General features: G+C 45.2%; 15 protein-coding genes. 6 read left to right on the forward strand and 9 right to left on the reverse strand.

What is annotated here, in order from left to right:
- Nucleotides 1-83 precede the first annotated feature (83 nt).
- The 6 genes from nuoF to AC59IL_RS01850 form a co-directional block, all read right to left on the reverse strand.
- On the reverse strand, nucleotides 84-1,358 hold the full coding sequence (nuoF, locus tag AC59IL_RS01825) for an NADH-quinone oxidoreductase subunit NuoF (protein ID WP_496550360.1): 1,275 nt from the start codon (nucleotides 1,356-1,358) through the stop codon (nucleotides 84-86).
- 6 nt (nucleotides 1,359-1,364) lie between these two features.
- Nucleotides 1,365-1,901, reverse strand: a complete 537-nt coding sequence (gene nuoE, locus AC59IL_RS01830) for an NADH-quinone oxidoreductase subunit NuoE (protein WP_496550361.1) — start codon at nucleotides 1,899-1,901, stop codon at nucleotides 1,365-1,367.
- Nucleotides 1,902-2,155: 254 nt separating this feature from the next.
- Entirely contained in the window at nucleotides 2,156-3,904 is a 1,749-nt protein-coding gene (gene nuoC, locus AC59IL_RS01835) for an NADH-quinone oxidoreductase subunit C/D (RefSeq protein WP_496550362.1), read from the reverse strand.
- A 154-nt stretch (nucleotides 3,905-4,058) separates the two neighbouring features.
- Nucleotides 4,059-4,697 (reverse strand): NADH-quinone oxidoreductase subunit NuoB, encoded by a 639-nt coding sequence (gene nuoB / locus AC59IL_RS01840; RefSeq protein WP_496550363.1) that lies wholly within the window; start codon nucleotides 4,695-4,697, stop codon nucleotides 4,059-4,061.
- A gap of 86 nt (nucleotides 4,698-4,783) precedes the next feature.
- Nucleotides 4,784-5,197 carry an NADH-quinone oxidoreductase subunit A gene (ndhC, locus tag AC59IL_RS01845; protein WP_496550364.1) on the reverse strand — a complete coding sequence of 138 codons (414 nt, stop codon included), beginning with the start codon at nucleotides 5,195-5,197 and terminating at the stop codon, nucleotides 4,784-4,786.
- A gap of 176 nt (nucleotides 5,198-5,373) precedes the next feature.
- On the reverse strand, nucleotides 5,374-5,805 hold the full coding sequence (locus AC59IL_RS01850) for a CBS domain-containing protein (protein ID WP_496550365.1): 432 nt from the start codon (nucleotides 5,803-5,805) through the stop codon (nucleotides 5,374-5,376).
- A 78-nt stretch (nucleotides 5,806-5,883) separates the two neighbouring features.
- Here AC59IL_RS01850 and AC59IL_RS01855 point away from each other — a divergent pair, with 78 nt between their 5' ends.
- Complete coding sequence (locus tag AC59IL_RS01855) at nucleotides 5,884-6,054, forward strand: hypothetical protein (protein WP_496550366.1); 171 nt, start codon at nucleotides 5,884-5,886, stop codon at nucleotides 6,052-6,054.
- 102 nt (nucleotides 6,055-6,156) lie between these two features.
- Here AC59IL_RS01855 and AC59IL_RS01860 read toward each other — a convergent pair whose 3' ends face one another.
- Genes AC59IL_RS01860 through AC59IL_RS01870 form a run of 3 tightly spaced genes read right to left on the reverse strand, consistent with a single transcriptional unit; the run spans nucleotide 6,157 to nucleotide 9,008 of the window.
- A complete protein-coding gene (locus tag AC59IL_RS01860) occupies nucleotides 6,157-7,515 on the reverse strand; it encodes a T9SS type A sorting domain-containing protein (protein ID WP_496550367.1) in 1,359 nt (452 codons plus the stop codon).
- A gap of 14 nt (nucleotides 7,516-7,529) precedes the next feature.
- On the reverse strand, nucleotides 7,530-8,438 hold the full coding sequence (locus tag AC59IL_RS01865; protein ID WP_496550368.1) for a formyltransferase family protein: 909 nt from the start codon (nucleotides 8,436-8,438) through the stop codon (nucleotides 7,530-7,532).
- Between the two features lie 33 nt (nucleotides 8,439-8,471).
- Nucleotides 8,472-9,008, reverse strand: coding sequence for a phage tail protein (locus AC59IL_RS01870; RefSeq protein ID WP_496550369.1), 537 nt, complete (start codon nucleotides 9,006-9,008; stop codon nucleotides 8,472-8,474).
- Nucleotides 9,009-9,318: 310 nt separating this feature from the next.
- Here AC59IL_RS01870 and AC59IL_RS01875 point away from each other — a divergent pair, with 310 nt between their 5' ends.
- The 5 genes from AC59IL_RS01875 to AC59IL_RS01895 all read left to right on the forward strand — a co-directional run bounded on the left by AC59IL_RS01875 (nucleotide 9,319) and on the right by AC59IL_RS01895 (nucleotide 17,116).
- Nucleotides 9,319-10,008: an aspartyl/asparaginyl beta-hydroxylase domain-containing protein gene (locus AC59IL_RS01875; protein WP_496550370.1), complete on the forward strand. Its 690-nt coding sequence runs from the start codon at nucleotides 9,319-9,321 to the stop codon at nucleotides 10,006-10,008.
- Between the two features lie 211 nt (nucleotides 10,009-10,219).
- Nucleotides 10,220-10,729 carry a DUF4440 domain-containing protein gene (locus AC59IL_RS01880; RefSeq protein WP_496550371.1) on the forward strand — a complete coding sequence of 170 codons (510 nt, stop codon included), beginning with the start codon at nucleotides 10,220-10,222 and terminating at the stop codon, nucleotides 10,727-10,729.
- A 702-nt stretch (nucleotides 10,730-11,431) separates the two neighbouring features.
- Nucleotides 11,432-11,998 carry a sigma-70 family RNA polymerase sigma factor gene (locus AC59IL_RS01885; protein WP_496550372.1) on the forward strand — a complete coding sequence of 189 codons (567 nt, stop codon included), beginning with the start codon at nucleotides 11,432-11,434 and terminating at the stop codon, nucleotides 11,996-11,998.
- Nucleotides 11,999-12,244: 246 nt separating this feature from the next.
- Entirely contained in the window at nucleotides 12,245-13,285 is a 1,041-nt protein-coding gene (locus AC59IL_RS01890; RefSeq protein ID WP_496550373.1) for a FecR family protein, read from the forward strand.
- Between the two features lie 294 nt (nucleotides 13,286-13,579).
- Nucleotides 13,580-17,116 carry a SusC/RagA family TonB-linked outer membrane protein gene (locus AC59IL_RS01895; RefSeq protein WP_496550374.1) on the forward strand — a complete coding sequence of 1,179 codons (3,537 nt, stop codon included), beginning with the start codon at nucleotides 13,580-13,582 and terminating at the stop codon, nucleotides 17,114-17,116.
- Nucleotides 17,117-17,182: the final 66 nt, after the last annotated feature.

A 17,182-nucleotide genomic window follows, 5' to 3' on the forward strand; every position in this document is an offset into this window, starting at 1 on the left:
CCGGTTACCAGTTTCCGGTTACTGGTTACTGGTAACCAGTAACTGTCGCCACTTCTTACTTACTACTTATTACTTACAACTTATTACCCATAGGGACACTTCTTCAGCTTAATATGCTTCTCAAAATCCTCTCTGAAATATTTTAACGCGCTTTGCAAAGGCTCCATGGCGCCGGGCGCTAATGCACAAAAGGTATTGCCCGGCCCAAGCAAACCGGTATGCAGTTGCAACAACTCAATATCCTGCGCTGTGCCCTCGCCTTTTTCGAGCGACAATAACATTTTTTCAACCCAGGGCAAACCTTCACGGCAGGGCGTGCACCAGCCACAACTTTCCTGCGCAAAAAAATGCTGCAGGTTGTGCACAAAGCCCACGGGGCAGGTAGCATCATCCATTACCACCATGGTACCCGTACCCAACCGGCTGCCGGCGGCTGCCACCGAGTTAAAATCCATTTTAACATCAAGGTGTTCTGTTGTCAGAAAATCGGTAGACGCGCCTCCGGGCAATACCCCTTTCAACTGATATCCGTTCTTCATACCACCGGCATGCTCTTCGATCAGTTCGCGAATGGTAACGCCCATGGGTAACTCCCAGCAACCGGGATTATTTACTTTACCGCTTACGCCGTACAACTTGGTGCCGCTGTCGCTGCTGCTGCTTAAACTTTTGAACCAGGCGGCACCGTTGTTCACAATATGCGGTATACAGCAAAGTGTTTCTACATTATTAACGATGGTTGGCTTACCAAACAAGCCGCTTACCTGGGGAAACGGCGGTTTGGCACGGGGTGTGGCCCTTTTGCCTTCGAGCGCGTTTAACAGCGCGGTTTCTTCGCCACACATATAGCGGCCAACGCCGGTGTGCAAATGCATATCAAGACTAAACCCGCTGCCCAAAATATCTTTTCCGAGATATCCGGCACGGTAGGCTTCATGTAAACTTTTATGAATAAGTTGTGCGGCTTTTTTATAGGCCCAACGTAAAAATATATACGATATATCGGCCTGAATGGCGTATGCCGAAAGTATCATACCTTCTATCAGCTGGTGTGGATTGCCTTCGAGCAACAGCCGGTCTTTAAACGTGCCGGGCTCCATTTCATCGGCATTGCAAATAAGGTATTTCGGACGAGGCGCATTCGCATCCATGGGAACAAAGCTCCATTTCGCACCTGTGTTAAAACCCGCTCCGCCCCTGCCCCGCAACTCGCTATCCTTTACCAGTTGCTGCACCTCCAAAGGCGTCATGCTGGTGAACGCTTTACGCACAGCCGAATAACCGCCCGTCATTTCATATTCTCTCAAATCGAATGGCGGACAGCCGGGATGTATGTATTTTGTGAGCGGGCGTTCCATAGCGGGTTAAGTATATTTCTTTAATATCCGGTCGAGCATTTCAACCGTTACATTTTTGTACAGATCACCATCTATCATCAGCGCCGGCGCATGATCGCAACAACCGAGGCAGGCATTGGGCAACAGGGTAAAGTTGTTGTCGCCCGATGTTTCACCAAATTTTATTTTCAGCTTTTCCTGCAGCGCCGTATATATTTTTCCATAGTCCATTACATAGCACGAAATACTGTCGCACAGCAATATGATATGACGGCCAACCGGTTTGCGAAAAATGAGGTTGTAAAAGGTGGCCACACTATCTACTTCGGCGGCGCTTATCTGCAAATAAGCACCAATGGCGCTAACGCTTTCATCACTGATCCAGCCGCGGTAATGCTGCACGATCTTTAAGGCTTCAATCACCGCAGCACCTTTATGCGGCAGCAAGGCTATTTCATGATCGATCGCCTGCATCTCAACCTCCGTCAGCCGCTCCCCTTCGCGGTAGCTGACTGTACTTTGTTCAGTTGCTGTTTGCTCTTTATTTATCTTTTGTACTATCATATCCGTTTTCAATTTGGATTCTCTTTTTTACTCTTTTAGTCCCGCTTCGCGGGACATTTTTTTAAGCTAAGAGGGTATAAGAGTAGAAAGAGAAAAAAGAGTTCTGTTTTATTTAAAAATTTTATTATTTATGCAAGCAGTCGAAAATTTAAAATAGAATATCTCTTTTTCTCCTTTTTCTCTTTTAAACTCTTAGCGCTACTGCACTCAGGGGCGCTGGCGCCCTTTAACGAGTAAAAAGAGAAAAACTCCTCTTAACGATCAATATCCGCCAGCACAAAATCAATACTTCCCAGTATGCTCAGCAGGTCCGCCACCGTATACCCCTTACTGATATAGGGTACCATTTGCATATGCGGGAACGACGGCGTTCTTATTCGCACGCGGTAAGCGGCCGTATTGCCATCGCTTATACAGTAATAACTGTTGGCCCCTTTGGTAGCTTCGATACAGCTCATCGCTTCACCGGCCGGTATAACAGGCCCCCAGCTTACATTCAGAAAATGGGTGATGAGCGTTTCAATATCCTGCATCGTATATTTCTTTATGGGAGGTGTGGTGAGCGGGTGATCGGCCTTGTAGCTACCGCCGGGCATATGACGTAAGCATTGCTCAACAATACGCAGGCTCTGCCGCATTTCTTCTACCCGAACCAGAGAACGATCATAGCAATCGCCGTTCTGTGCAACGGGAATATCAAATTCGAACCGGTCGTAACCACTATACGGACGTTTCTTTCTAAAGTCCCATTCAAAACCGCAGGCCCTTAAACCGGGACCCGTTACGCCCCACTCCATCGCTTCTTCGAGTGTATAAATGCCGATCCCTTTTGTGCGGGCTTTAAACAAACTGTTGCGTATAACCATTTTTTCGTACTCACGAATTTTGGGCGGAAAGTAATCAACAAAGTCACGCACCAGCTTTTCCCATCCGTTTGGCAGGTCTTGCGCCACCCCGCCAATACGAAACCAGTTGGGATGCATGCGGCCGCCACAGATGGCTTCAATGATATCGAATATCTTTTCGCGGTCGGTAAACATGTAAAACACGGGCGATAACTGTCCCAGGTCCTGTGCAAATGTGCCAAACCAAACGAGGTGACTGGCAATGCGGAACAATTCGCACAACATCACTCTTATTACAATGGCACGGTCAGGTAATTCAATGCCTGCCAGCTTTTCAACACTCAGCAGGTACGCGAGGTTATTCATTACGCCACCCAGATAATCTACCCGATCAGTATATGGTATGTATGTGTGCCAGCTTTGCCGTTCGGCCATTTTTTCGGCGCCGCGGTGGTGAAACCCTATTTCAGGAACGGCATCTACAATATCTTCTCCGTCTAATTGCAGAATAATGCGTAATACACCATGAGTGCCGGGGTGTTGCGGCCCGATGTTTAGGAACATAAAATCGGCATCATCGCTGTGCTCCTGCATGCCCCATTCTTCGGGTTTAAAACGCAGGGCTTCCTGTTCGCGGTCCTGTTTTTCATCCCACAACTGAAAAGGGCCCATTTCGGTTGCCCGTGCAGGATGCTCCTTACGCAGCGGATGCCCATGCCAGGTAAGTGGCATCAGAATACGTTTCAGATGCGGATGTCCGTCGAAGCGGATACCGAACATATCATACACTTCGCGTTCGTACCAGTTGGCATTTTTAAAAACAACTGAAACAGAAGGCAGGGAAGGATAATCGCCCTGCAGCGGCACTTTTAACCTGATAAATTCATTCTTATCAAAAGAGAAGAGCACATATACAACCGAGAAATCAGCAGCCGCCATTCCATTCTTACGGATTCTGCTTCTTTCATCAACACCAAACAGATCGTATAGCATTACAAAAGATAGCGAAATCTCTGCCTTAAGGAACTGCAAAGCTGATACAATTTTTTCCTTTGGCACCACTATGGTTTGTATGCCATCAATCAGCTGCTGCTGTTGCAACCGTTCAGTACCAATGTGCTGTTGAAGCTGTTCTAATATGTTTGATGTATCTAACATGAAATTTGCAACTCGTTTATAGCGTTAAAATCCGGTTTCTGGTTTATAGTTTTTTGTTTCTGGTTGCTTCCATTCAATCAGACTGTGTAAATACAAAGAACCTCAAACAATAAACTATAAACCAAAAACTGCCGTAACTTCAAACCCAAAACCATTATATTTCATCTACTCCTCTATAAATAATCTTACTCATCCGCTCTTCCCGTTTTCGTTCTTTCATAGGCGTAAGCTGTGGTTTTATTACACCCTGTTCGCCGATCGTCCAGCTAAGCGGACGTTTTTCTTTTCCCACCGCTTCGCCAAGCAGCACCAGTCCCTGCATAAACGCATCGGGCCGTGGCGGACAACCGGGCACATAAACATCAACCGGCAAAAATTTATCTACGCCCTGTACAACGCTGTAGATATCGTACATTCCCCCGCTGTTGGCGCAACTGCCCATCGATATCACCCAGCGCGGTTCCATCATTTGTTCATGTAATCTTTTAATAATAGGAACCATTTTTATGAATACAGTACCTGCGATTACCATTACATCGGCTTCGCGGGGCGTACCACGTATTACTTCGGCGCCAAACCTTGCCACATCATATTTACTGGTAATGCTGGTAGCCATTTCAACAAAGCAGCAGCTCAATCCAAAATGAAAGGGCCACATGGAATTTTTTCGTCCCCAGGCCAGCAATTGCTGCATCGTAGTAAGCATAATGCTTTTGCTAACGGCTTCTTCCATGCTGCCGGTACCGGATAAATTACCCGTTACATCACCTGCTTTACTTAGCCAGTATTTCATATGTTACAAGTTTCAGGTTACCAGTTACCAGTTGCCAGGTACCAGTTACCGGCAACCGGAAACTGGTAACCGGTAACAGGCATAGCTCATAGCTGCCTGTACCTTTTCAATATCTTCTTCGCATCCGCCCCAATATTCAATGCGCCTATTCCCCACTCATAAATTAATACTACTACCAGTTGTGCAATGAATATCGATGCGCCGATATATCCCGGCCAGCCGAGTTCATAAAAGCCAAGCGCCCACAAAATGATGAACACAGCTTCCACATCAAATATTACGAACAACATGGCAACGAGGTAAAACCGGGCCGAAAAACGGAGTCGCGCCGATCCGCTTTGTTCAATACCGCCTTCGTATGGTTTATTGGTAGCACGGTCGTGGTGATGCTGACCAAGAATGTATGACAGGAATAGAATTGCAGCGAGCAAAATTATTACCACGATTGCGTATAGTAGCAACGGCCATAAGGGATTACTATGGATGTCATTTCCCGGCATAGCATAATTCTTCCATGATGGATTATAACAATAACCCACATACTTCCTTCCGCATCAAAGGGAACGAAGCGAACCTAATCAAAACAGTTATCATACGGGATCAGAACAGGCATCCGATGGATAATTACAGAGGGTGTCATTCTAAATGCACCTATCTGATGCCTTTGTAGAGTAGATCAACTTGTGATGTAATGTTCAAGGTTTTGAATAATGAAATCTTTCTCATCGATGATATATTTCACCAGATCACCGATAGAAACAATTCCAACCAGTTCATTGTCTTCAAGTACAGGCAAGTGACGGATGAACCTGTCAGTCATTAATTGCATGCAGTATTCGATCTTTGAATCAGGAGTAACAAAAATCGGGCTTTCTGTCATTATATCCCGTACCCTGGTCTCTTTTGAGGATCTTCCTTTGAGTATTACTTTGCGGGCGTAATCACGTTCTGTAAATATACCATCCAGTTTACCATTTTCTTCCAATACTACCAGCGAGCCGAGATTTTTCGCTTCCAGAGTTTCGAGTGCTTCATACACCGAGGCATCCGGACTTACAGTATATACCACATGACCTTTTAATTGCAGTATATCTCTTACCGTATCCATGGTAATTAGTTTTAAGAGCTAATTATACTGTTAAGTTAATTTATTTTAATTAAAAAAAAAAGTAATCTGTTGAAGGTCATGAGAAGTGTAAAAAACGAAGGGCGCAACCTGTGGGGAATGACAGGCGATTGGGGTTCAGGTTGCAGGTTACAAGGTTACAGGTTACAGGTTGCAGGTTGCAGGTTACAGGTTACAGGTTACAGGTTACAGGTTGCAGGTTTCATGTTACAGGGTAGTTACTGGGCATGAGTGTGCTTGTTTCCTTATAACTAATAACCTGCAACCTGGTTCCTAAACTTATATCTTAAACTTTGCGTATTGCGCGAAACTATTTTCACCTTTGGGCAAAAACTATCGCGCCAGCACAAATCGCTTTACCGTTTGCACCTGGCCATTTTTGGCAATAAAAGCAAGAAAATAGGATCCCGGCTGGTAGGGTGCCAGGGGAATGTGAAGGCGGCTGTCCCGTGCCGTAAGTTGAAAAGCCTTTAATAACTGGCCGGCCGAATTAAATAAAATCACTTCCTGCCAGGCGCCGGCATTGAACCTGACGTTAATAGCGCCGGTAGCGGGATTGGGTGAAACACGCAATCGCGCGTTTTGAATGGTAACCGTTCTGATACCCAGCATCTTTTCCCTTCCATCAATATCTGTTTGGCTCAGGCGGTAATAATTATAACCGGCTTCGGGCAATTGATCGGTAAATGAATACCTGGCAGGTTCATTATCGCTTTTGGCAGCAACTGTTCCGATTACCGAAAACTGAATGCCATCGGTACTTCTTTCAATGGTAAAATGATCGTTGTTGATTTCGGCGGCGGTAGCCCATGTAAGCTGTACGGTTTCGTTTGCCTGCAATTTGACCGAATAATCTAATAATGTTACAGGCAGCACAGTAAATGCATTGGTTGGATAATCACCACCGGTAGAAAAGTTATACGGGGATGTTGTGTTATTGCCCAGCCAGTTTGTGGGATTGGCCATTGCAGTAAGTATTTGTGTTTTTGTGCCCGAGGTGATACCGGCATACCTCATATTATCGAACCCATAATTGGAAGATCCCAATGTGCCTAAGCCTGATGACGAACCAGTTGAACCAGTTGTTAATGCAACAGCTGTAGTAGCTGATAAACCGGGGGGGAGACAGGAAATATTATCGGAGGTAACAGCACTACTACCAGTGTACCAGGTACCAAGCCCACCGGTATATAAACTACTTTGCCCTGTATTCAGGGCATAAATAAATGTGGCGCCAACTGCGGTACCCAGCGTTCCCTGGTAAACGATGATCTGATCGCCTGCCTGACTGAAATAGTTCGGACTGGTACCCAGATTCCCGGTTACACCTGAACCGCCAACGCCCGATACGGCTCCATTCACAGAATTATTGGTGCAATAAATAACTGTTCCTTTTGCAATGAAAGATTGAGTGGTCCAGCTCATATGCCCGTCGTTCGTATTGGGAGAAGATCTGAAATTGGTGAGCGTATTATCATACCCATTATCGGTGAAATTAATGGTAGTACCAACCTGCAAATTCACAAAAGTAATAAAGGCCCATCGCTGGTCAGGCCCGGTTTCACCACGCGAATTCCAGCCTAATACTGCAATATCGCCTGCAGTTAGTACGGTGCCGGTGGCAAACGTAATAGTGGGTGCCAATAACAACATGCCTACCCATAAGGCAACGGAATAGCCTCTGTTTCTCATACTGATTACTTTTTTCAGATATTTTTAAAAGACTGCCCTCTTACGAATCCATAATTCACTGCAAACCGGCCGGGCATTAAAATACCGTTCACAGTAAGTGTATGAACCTTAAGAATTTCATAATTGATACACGCTACCAGCAATCCTTTGGAAGTATCGAGAATAGTACCTGCAGGCACAAGTGACACATCCTGCGTGCGGCCGAAAGATTCAGCATCAGATATCCTTATTTCAAAACCATTATAGGTAGCAATGGCGCCTGCGTTCCAGGGGTTACAGGCCCTTATGAGATCGCATATTTCGGCAGCCGGCATGATGTTCCAGTTAATGCAGCAGTCGTTAATTGCCGGGCGTGCATAAACCGCTGCCTGTTGGTCATTCTGTGCCGCTCCATGGATTGGCTGCCCCTGCTTTTTCAATTGCAGTAAACAGTTAACCCCTTCAACTAGGTAATGGCTCATTAGCTGATGTACATATCCATAGCTGAAAAAAAGTTCGTTGGCATATTCTTTTTTCCATACAACTGCACCGGCATCAAAGTGTTCATTGATGCAATGAATGCAAATAGCCAGTGTGCGCACACCTTTTTTCAATTGCCAGAATACAGGATCGGCTCCCCTGAATTGAGGTAAATGACCAAAATGCACGTTATATATATCCGGCATGCCGGCAGTAACGATCTTACGGCCGTATCCTATTACAAATACAATATCCGGCTGTTGTACAGCTACCCAATCGTGCATCGATTGCCCGTGGCTTTCATGCGTGCACGAAATTCCGGCGCCTGAGCAATAAGAAACAACTGCCCCTGTGTTTTGTATTGTCTGTTCCGACAAAAAAACACAAATAGCTTCCTGCTGCGACCGCAGGTAGTACAACAAGGGTAAACAAAGTGTTGAACTGGAAATAATGCCTGTTTTCATAAAGGTTAACAGGCAACTAATCAGAGCTGATTATTAATTACGGGAAGGGAAAATGCCTTCAGTGGCAATAATATAATTCATGCACAGCGAAGGTTGTAAATTTTCGTGTGGCTGGTTACTTCCTGCAATGCCTATACTGTTACCACCTAATGTAGCATTGGGGGTTCCATTATAAGTATTTACAGTAACGTTATCTCCCTGAAAATCGCCATTGGCAACTGCCAGGTAATTATTATTCGCCTGTGGCGAATTAGCGTTGCTTGTACTTACCATCATGCTGTGATTGTGTTGAGGCATCTGAGTCGATAACAGCGTTACATTTTCGGTGCCGACTACTTCGCCCAGATCATAATTAGATAATCCAGGGCCCTGACCATTGCCTAAAGGTACTCTGCCACGAAGATCGGGCAGCGCAAAGGTGGTGCGGCCATCACCACCATAGGTGGTTCCCAAAATAGAGAACAAAGCAGTGTTTTGTGCGATAGACATTAACTGACCCTGGCAAAGTGCAAATCCGCGTGGCGCAAAGTTGCCGGCAAATAAAATAACAGTGCCGAGAATAGGTTCCATACAATTTGTTTAATGGTGAAGAAATGATGTTTTAAAATTAGGGTATTTTCATATATCAACACCGTTAGAATAGTTGATGTAAATCATTTTTTCACTTATCTGTTAGTGTTTGTTTGATGCAAAGTACAGCAGAAGCGATGCTAAAGAATTCCCTGCATTAAATGAATTATACTGACATTTGCCGGTACCTGCATCAATGCGTAACGCTTAACGCTGAATGCCGAACGCTAAATTCAGTTTGCTATAGGTTTTCTGCGTTCTGCTTTAGGCGTTCTGCGTTACGCGTTTTAAAAAACTTTAAGCATTTAGTATGAGCTCCGTTATTCGTTATGCCCGGTTGCCACTCACGCCAGACATCAATGCTATGCAGCACGAAGTGGCTGCCCTTACTTCGAACTGGACACCTCATTTTAACACCCGCCATTACGAGGGTCAGTGGACGGTACTGCCATTGCGGTCGCCGGGCGGAGATGCTTCACAAATTGTTCCCGATTTGCTGCAACATAATACAACATATACCAATACCCTATTAATGCAGCAATGCCCTGCTATAGCTAACCTGCTGAGCCATTTACATTGCCCGTTTATGTCGGTAAGGTTGCTGAACCTGCACAGCGGATCGGTTATAAAAGAGCACCGCGACCATGAACTGTCGTTCGAAAACGGTGAAGCTCGTTTGCACTTCCCGGTATTTACCAATGCACAGGTTGAATTTTATGTCGATGATCAATTAGTTCAAATGCAGGAAGGCGATTGCTGGTACATCAATGCACAACTGCCCCATCGCGTTGCCAATTACGGCGTTGCCGATCGTATACACCTGGTGGTTGATTGTGTTGTAAACGACTGGCTTACCGAAGTTTTTACCCGTTCACAGGTCAGCCATGTATCGCAGCCCACAGGTGATATCAACAAACGCCGCATCATTGAAGAGCTCAGGAAACAAAATACTGAGCATACCAACCGGCTTGCTGATGAAATGGAAAATTCGCTTTTTTGATCAAAATCAAATTCACCGGTCTACCACTCCATTTGATAAAGAAGTGTATACCTTTAATAATATCATAATAAGCAGCATCCTGCCTTTTTAAATCATATCCGCCCGTACTTATTTATAATTCACAGTTATGCTGCATCTTATTTGTAATCTGCAGCAGCCTGCACTATGCATACCCTGTTCACGGTATTAATTATTTAATAAAATCGTTATTATGAAAAAGTATTGCTCCCTGTTTATTGTTGCGGCGGCATTCATCTGTTTTATGTCGTGCAACCAGCCAACTACCGAAAAAGCAGCTACGTCAACCAAAGACAGCGTTACGTTCGATCTGTCGAAAGCAAGGTCATGGATAGAAAGCGATAACCAAAAATTTGTAGAAGAGTTCAAAAAAGGCGACTCCAATGCACTGGCGGCACACTATGCAGCAGACGCCTGGCTGATGATGTCGAACAGCGAACCGATGAAAGGAACCGACATTGCTCACGGCTGGGGCCAGGCAATCAGAATGGGTGCGAAAGAACTGAAAGCCACCACCGTTGACGTTATTGGTAATGCCGATCTGCTGGCCGAAACGGGCATGTATGAAGTATATGGAGATAATAACAAATTGCTCGACAAAGGCAAATATGTAGTTGTATGGAAGCCCCAGAATGGCGGCTGGAAAATATACCGCGATATCGGTAATAGCAATATGCCGATGCCGTCGCCACAGCATAAGTAATAAGGTTAGTTTAATTGATAAGTTAACAGGTTAACCAGTTAATAAGTTATAAATTCAGCAACATTTAAACTTGTAAACTCATCAACTGGTCAACTTGTAAACCGGTTAACTTATCAACTTGCCAACTAACAACAGGCCACCTTCACAGGTGGCTTTTTTATGCCCGTCCCTTCCCGGCTCAAAGTCTACAAGCACAAAACACCACCTGTAAAGTGTTTTAGTGCAGGCGGGCTACTATTAAATTGTCCTATGTTCCGTAGTTATCCCGTACATATCCCGTATATATTCCGTACATGTCCCGTTCCTTATAAGGTACGGGATATCACCGGTACACCTACATTACATAATCGGGTTAATTACGCGAAAAATGGCATGTAAGTATCATCTATTATTAATCATCCTCCTGGTATAGTGTGTTTTTACCCACCCTCAGGGCAACCGGCGTCGCCCTGGCAATAAATTGCAAAATCGTTTTTTTAATTAGGAAAAAACTTCTAACTTGAAGGTACAAGTTGCAAAATTTGAAGAGTTAAGACACAGAAAACATGGTGTCTATAAGCAGATTGACTTGTTAATCAGTTAACGGGTTAACTCGTTTACAAGTTAACTGGTCAACGTTTCAACTGGTCAACATGTAAACTTATTAACTCATTAACTTTTCAACTTCCTATGCCTTGAACCTTGAATCCAGAAACCTTTTCCATGATGCCTGCCAATTCAATATCACCTGAAGGAAATGACATTTCCCTGCAAAGGGATGGGATGGCTGCTTTTGAGGTATTGTATAAAAAATACTGGTACCAGTTATATTGCGTGGCCTTTAAGCAAACCGCTTCGGCCCCCGATGCCGAAGAACTGGTTCAAAACCTGTTTGAAAAAATATGGCGCAACCGCAACACGCTACAGGTTAAAAACTGGGGCGCCTTCCTTACCGTTTCGTTACGCAATATGGTCATTGACTTTCACCGGCAGCAAACGGTGAAAAACAAATTCCTTCAACAATATAACCGGCAACCAGCAAACGAACTACCCGGCGATGAGCTCGATCAGGAACAATTACTGGTGCTTATTGAAAACCATCTGCACGAACTGCCCGAAAAAACGCAAACCATTTTTAAATTAAGCCGCTACGAACATAAATCGGTAAAGGAAATAGCCGGTCACATGCAACTCACCGAAAAAGCGGTGGAATATCATATCACCAAATCACTCCGATTGCTTCGCCACCATTTGCGCAATTACCTGAATACGTTTTTTACATTATTGTAGAAGATAGGATTCGCGCAAAGCCGCAAAGGAAGAATTATTTTGTAGCCGGCTATTGCACTACTATGTTCGTTCCTTGCGTCGCACACTTCAACATTTGATCCGCTTTTCACCAAATCTAAATGTTGTTTCAATATTGCCTTCATTGAATACCCCTTCGCGCCTTAGCGCCTTTGCGCGAACTTAAAAATAATTCTCCCACTATTTAGGGTTCCCCGTCCTCTTCACGTCATGTAATAAAGCACTTATTTGAGCCAGTCGAACTTTGACCGTTTATTACAAAAATACCTTGCCGGTGAATGCACTGAGGAAGAAGAAAAGATCGTGCTCGGATGGTATGAATCGCTGATCCAAAACAGTGAGCTGCATTTATCGGAAGCCGAAAAATTGCAGATAGAAACAAAGCTATGGAGCAGGATCACTACCAATGTGCAGGAGCATGACCAGCCTGATGCAAAAGTAAGATCGCTGATATTTCGTACCTGGTTACGCATAGCCGCCGTGGCTGCTGTGCTTATGATCATAACAACCGGCGTTGTTTTGTTCCTGCACCGCACACCGGGCAAAAAACAGATTCCATTAGCGCAGATAATTACCGGTTATGATAGCCTTGTAAACAAAACATCAGCACAAAAAACAGTGATGCTGTCCGACAGCAGCTTCATCACCCTTCAATCCGGGGCAGTGGTTTACTACCCTGCCCGTTTTACCGGACCCACACGCGATGTGTATTTAAATGGTAGCGCCTTTTTTAAGGTGTATCATAATCCGCTTAAACATTTTAAAGTACACATCAGCCATGAGCTCACAACCGAAGTATTGGGCACCAGTTTCACTATTTCGCAAAATAAAAAGGCAGGCAATATTGAAGTAGCGGTTGTTTCGGGTAAAGTAATGGTATACGCGGCAGCAAAAGACAGTACCGGGGCAATTGTTCTTACCCGTAATAAAAAAGTAACGTTCAATGCCGTTAGTAACCGGTTTATAACCGGTCTCGTTGATCGTCCGCTGCCCCTGCAGCAGCCAAAAGATCAGCATGAGGGCGCAATTATCCCGCCATCCGATCAGTTGGCGTTTGACGAGGCGGAACTTCAGGAAGTGTTGCAGGCATTAAGCAATGCTTATGGCATAAATATCATTCCTGAAAACGACGAACTGGCCGCCTGGCATTTTACCGGCAACCTAACAAACTATGATCTGTATACGCAATTAGATATTATCTGTAAAACAACACAAACAACTTACGAAATAAACGGCACACAAATAATCGTAAAACGAAACCAGAAATAACCAGGCATCCGGTGGGGATTCTCAGCAGGCTTGCCTTCAGACATTATCATTAAAAATCTGTTAACCAAACCCGGGTAAAGGCACAAACACCGCACGCCTTTAATAAAGTCGGAAAGTCAGTAAAGTCTGAAAGTCCGGAAGAAAGTCTCATTGTTTAGGTGCTTCTTTCCGTCTTTCGATTTTTCGATCTTCCGCACTTAACAGGCATTCTTTGCTGTTAATGCAGCAGAGAAGGCTGAAGGGCATGCTATTGACATAACCAAAACAATTATTGAAAGTTTAAACAACTTCACTATGAGAAAGAAGCGATTGCACCCTTTAATCGCTGCACGATTGCTATTGTGTCAACTGGCGTTCGCCATGCTGTTCAACAATACCGTGCAGGCCAATGCACAGAATATCCTCGACAAAAAGATCAACATCAGTATTGAACAGGTTGAAGTAAAAAAACTGCTGCGCGAAATACAACGGCAAACAGGCGTTGCCTTCATATACAGCAGCAATGTCGTTAATGTAAACAAAAGAGTTTCGTGCAAACTGCCGAATAAAAAACTAAGCGATTTCTTTACTACAGTGTTGAACCCGATAGGCATTTTATTCAACGTTATCGACGATAAGCAAATCTTACTTTATAACAGTACATCACCTCAAAAAAAAACAGATGAAGGCATTCAGGAATACACATCGTTGCCCCCTATACAGGTTACCGGCATGGTATTGAACGATAAAGGCATGCCCTTACCCGGCGTGTCGGTATTGATGCGTGGCGCTTCGATTGGCACCACTACCGACCGCGAAGGACGATTTTCGATAAACGTTCCCTATGCCGAAGCTACCATTGTGTTTTCATTCATTGGGTATCAAAGCCAGGAAGTGGCGTTACAGGGCCGAACGGCGCTGGCCATCACCTTAAAAGAAGATGCACAGAATTTAAAAGATGTAGTGGTGGTTGGTTATGGCACACAAAAAAAGGTGACGGTTACCGGCGCTGTTGCCGCCATATCCTCAAAAGAACTGCAGCAAAGTCCTACAGCCAATTTAACCAATGCCCTCGCCGGACGATTACCCGGCCTGAATGTTAACCAGTTTTCAGGTGGTGAACCGGGGGTCGACATCAGCGATCTGTACATACGAGGTATTGGCACCTATGGCAATGCCCGGCCTATTGTAATTGTAGACGGTGTTGAGCGCTCGCTCAACTATTTAAGCGCCGATGAAATTGAAAGCTTCACCATTCTTAAAGATGCATCGGCCACTGCCGTATTCGGCGTTCGTGGCGCTAATGGCGTAATTGTTATTACCACCAAACGCGGAAAAGCATCTGAAAAAGCCACGCTCAATTTCAAAGTATCTTCCGGCATTAACACGCCTATTCATTTTCCCGAATACCTTGGTTCGGCAGATTATGCCATGCTGTACAACGAAGCAAAAATCAATGACAACCCCGGCGTGTCGCCCGGTAACCTGAGCCTGTTTACCGATCAGCAGATTGAAAATTACCGCAATGCCAAAGGCGATAATTCAGACGGGCTGGGTTACAACATCAATTACTTCGACTATGCTTTTAAACCGGGCGTACAGCAGGATTACAGTCTTACCATTCAGGGTGGCAGCAATAAGGCAAGGTATTTTATCATGGGCAACTACTTTCAGCAAAACGGAAACTATAAACATACCATCAACGATGGCTATAAAACGCAGGCCATATTTAAACGGTATAATTTCAGATCGAACATCGATGTAGATATCACCCCTAAACTATACGCCACTTTAATACTGGGGGCGCGCATCACCGATCGCAATGCACCCGGCACCACTGCCAACCGGGTTATTGAAATAGCCAATACACAACCGCCCATCTACCCCATTATTCTGGAAAATAACGACAATAGCGGCAACCTGCCTTACAGCGTTAAATTTCCGAATGGCATGTTATTCGGCACACAAACCTACCGGTTCAACATGCTGGGTGAATTATCAAAAACAGGGTACCTCGATCAGCGCGACAACTACCTCGACGGAACATTTACCATGGGCTACAAGCTCGATGCCATTACCAAAGGATTAAAGATCGAAGGCGCCTTTTCGTATGACCGGCAGGGTGGCTACTGGATCACCCGGTCGGTACCTACCGAATCGCAGGGTTACCGGGTATATGCAGGATATGCCACTTTTTATCCGGCCGATGGTGTGGATGTTTACATGAAAGATGGCCACTATACCGGCCTGTACATCAGTCCACGCAGAACAACCGACAATACGCTTGGCAACAGTTATTCGCGCGACGATGATGTGGGTCGCACTTATTACCAGATAAAGATTGATTATGCACGGTCGTTCGGCAAACACAATTTTTCAGGGTTAGTGCTTGGCAACCGTTCTATCAGAATAAAAAATAACGAAGTGCCGTTCTGTTATCAGGGCATTTCGGCCAGGGCCACCTATAACTTCGATCAGCGATACCTGATCGAATTTGATATGGGGTATAATGGTTCTGAAAACTTTGCACCCGGCAGGCGTTATGGCAAATTCCCCGCCGCCTCTGCGGGATGGGTTGTATCGAACGAAAAATTTATGAACCACACACAAGGCTGGCTCGATTTGTTAAAGATCAGGGCTTCCTATGGGTTGGTAGGCAACGATCAGGCAGGTGGCGACCCCAGTGATAACCGTTTTGGCTACCTGCAGTTTTACAATAACTCCGGCGACTGGTATAATTTCGGCACACAAAATAACAATAACCCCGGCGGCATACGCCAGGGCCGTTTGGCCAATGTAATGCTTACCTGGGAAAAAGCCCGCAAAGCAAACATTGGTATTGATATGGAACTGTTGCACAAACGACTTGCCATTACCATCGACCTGTTTCACGAACACCGGTACGATATCATAACCGATCTGAGCGGCAGCGATAAGCAGGGCTTCCCCTCACTGGTTGGCACCAGCGCTCCGCTGATCAATGCCGGTATTGTCGATAATAAAGGCCTTGATTTTGAAATAAGCTGGAGCGATAAAATAGGCAGCAATTTCACCTATGCCATACGACCCAACTTTTCGTACGCCCGCAACAAAATCATTTATCAGCGCGAAGTAGCACGCAGCTTCCCCTGGCAATACCGCACCGGCCTGCCGGTAGGTCAACCCTTTGTATATATTTTCGATGGCTTTATCAACAGCCAGAAGGAAGCCGATGAGTTAAACAAAATGAATAACGGAACAGGTTTTCAAAAATGGGGTACTGTTTTACCAGGCGATGTTAAGTATAAAGATATCGATGACGATGGCCAGATCACCGACCTGAACGATCGCATAGCCAAAGGATACCCGCGGGTGCCCGAAATACAATTCGGCATACCCATCAGCTGCCGGTATAAAAGTTTCGACCTGAGTATCCTGTTCCAGGGCGCCACCCATACCTCGTTATTGCTGGGCGGCCCCGCCACCTACGATTTTCCTATTTATCAGAACGATGAAATAGGAAAAGTAAAACCCATGCACCTGCAACGGTGGACGCCCGCAACAGCCGAAACGGCTAAATACCCGGCCCTGCATTACGGCAAATACGACAATAATAAACAATACTACAGCAGTTTGTTTTTATACAATGCCCAATACCTGCGGCTGAAAAATTTTGAAGTGGGATATTACCTGCCGCAAAAATGGATGAAACGCCTGGGACTGCAACGCACGCGTGCATACATACAGGGCATGAACATGCTCACGTTCGACGGACTGAAAACCGTAGACGTTGATCCCGAAACCAATGATGCCAACGGCAACTGGTACCCGATTATGAAGGTGGTGAATTTTGGGATAGATATCACCCTGTAAAAAATACTGATTCCGGTTCCCAGTTTCCGGTTCCCCGGTAACCGGCAACCGGGAACTGGTAACCGG

Source organism: Niastella sp. sgz303648, from assembly GCF_059587045.1.

What these genes read in the sequence shown, in the direction of transcription:
- nuoB (WP_496550363.1), bottom strand. Translation starts at nt 4,697, where the DNA reads ATGAAATACTGGCTAAGTAAAGCAGGTGATGTAACGGGTAATTTATCC.
- AC59IL_RS01850 (WP_496550365.1), bottom strand. Translation starts at nt 5,805, where the DNA reads ATGGATACGGTAAGAGATATACTGCAATTAAAAGGTCATGTGGTATAT.
- AC59IL_RS01880 (WP_496550371.1), top strand. Translation starts at nt 10,220, where the DNA reads ATGAAAAAGTATTGCTCCCTGTTTATTGTTGCGGCGGCATTCATCTGT.
- AC59IL_RS01870 (WP_496550369.1), bottom strand. Translation starts at nt 9,008, where the DNA reads ATGGAACCTATTCTCGGCACTGTTATTTTATTTGCCGGCAACTTTGCG.
- ndhC (WP_496550364.1), bottom strand. Translation starts at nt 5,197, where the DNA reads ATGCCGGGAAATGACATCCATAGTAATCCCTTATGGCCGTTGCTACTA.
- AC59IL_RS01860 (WP_496550367.1), bottom strand. Translation starts at nt 7,515, where the DNA reads ATGAGAAACAGAGGCTATTCCGTTGCCTTATGGGTAGGCATGTTGTTA.
- AC59IL_RS01895 (WP_496550374.1), top strand. Translation starts at nt 13,580, where the DNA reads ATGAGAAAGAAGCGATTGCACCCTTTAATCGCTGCACGATTGCTATTG.
- nuoF (WP_496550360.1), bottom strand. Translation starts at nt 1,358, where the DNA reads ATGGAACGCCCGCTCACAAAATACATACATCCCGGCTGTCCGCCATTC.
- nuoE (WP_496550361.1), bottom strand. Translation starts at nt 1,901, where the DNA reads ATGATAGTACAAAAGATAAATAAAGAGCAAACAGCAACTGAACAAAGT.
- AC59IL_RS01875 (WP_496550370.1), top strand. Translation starts at nt 9,319, where the DNA reads ATGAGCTCCGTTATTCGTTATGCCCGGTTGCCACTCACGCCAGACATC.
- nuoC (WP_496550362.1), bottom strand. Translation starts at nt 3,904, where the DNA reads ATGTTAGATACATCAAACATATTAGAACAGCTTCAACAGCACATTGGT.
- AC59IL_RS01855 (WP_496550366.1), top strand. Translation starts at nt 5,884, where the DNA reads ATGAGAAGTGTAAAAAACGAAGGGCGCAACCTGTGGGGAATGACAGGC.
- AC59IL_RS01865 (WP_496550368.1), bottom strand. Translation starts at nt 8,438, where the DNA reads ATGAAAACAGGCATTATTTCCAGTTCAACACTTTGTTTACCCTTGTTG.
- AC59IL_RS01885 (WP_496550372.1), top strand. Translation starts at nt 11,432, where the DNA reads ATGATGCCTGCCAATTCAATATCACCTGAAGGAAATGACATTTCCCTG.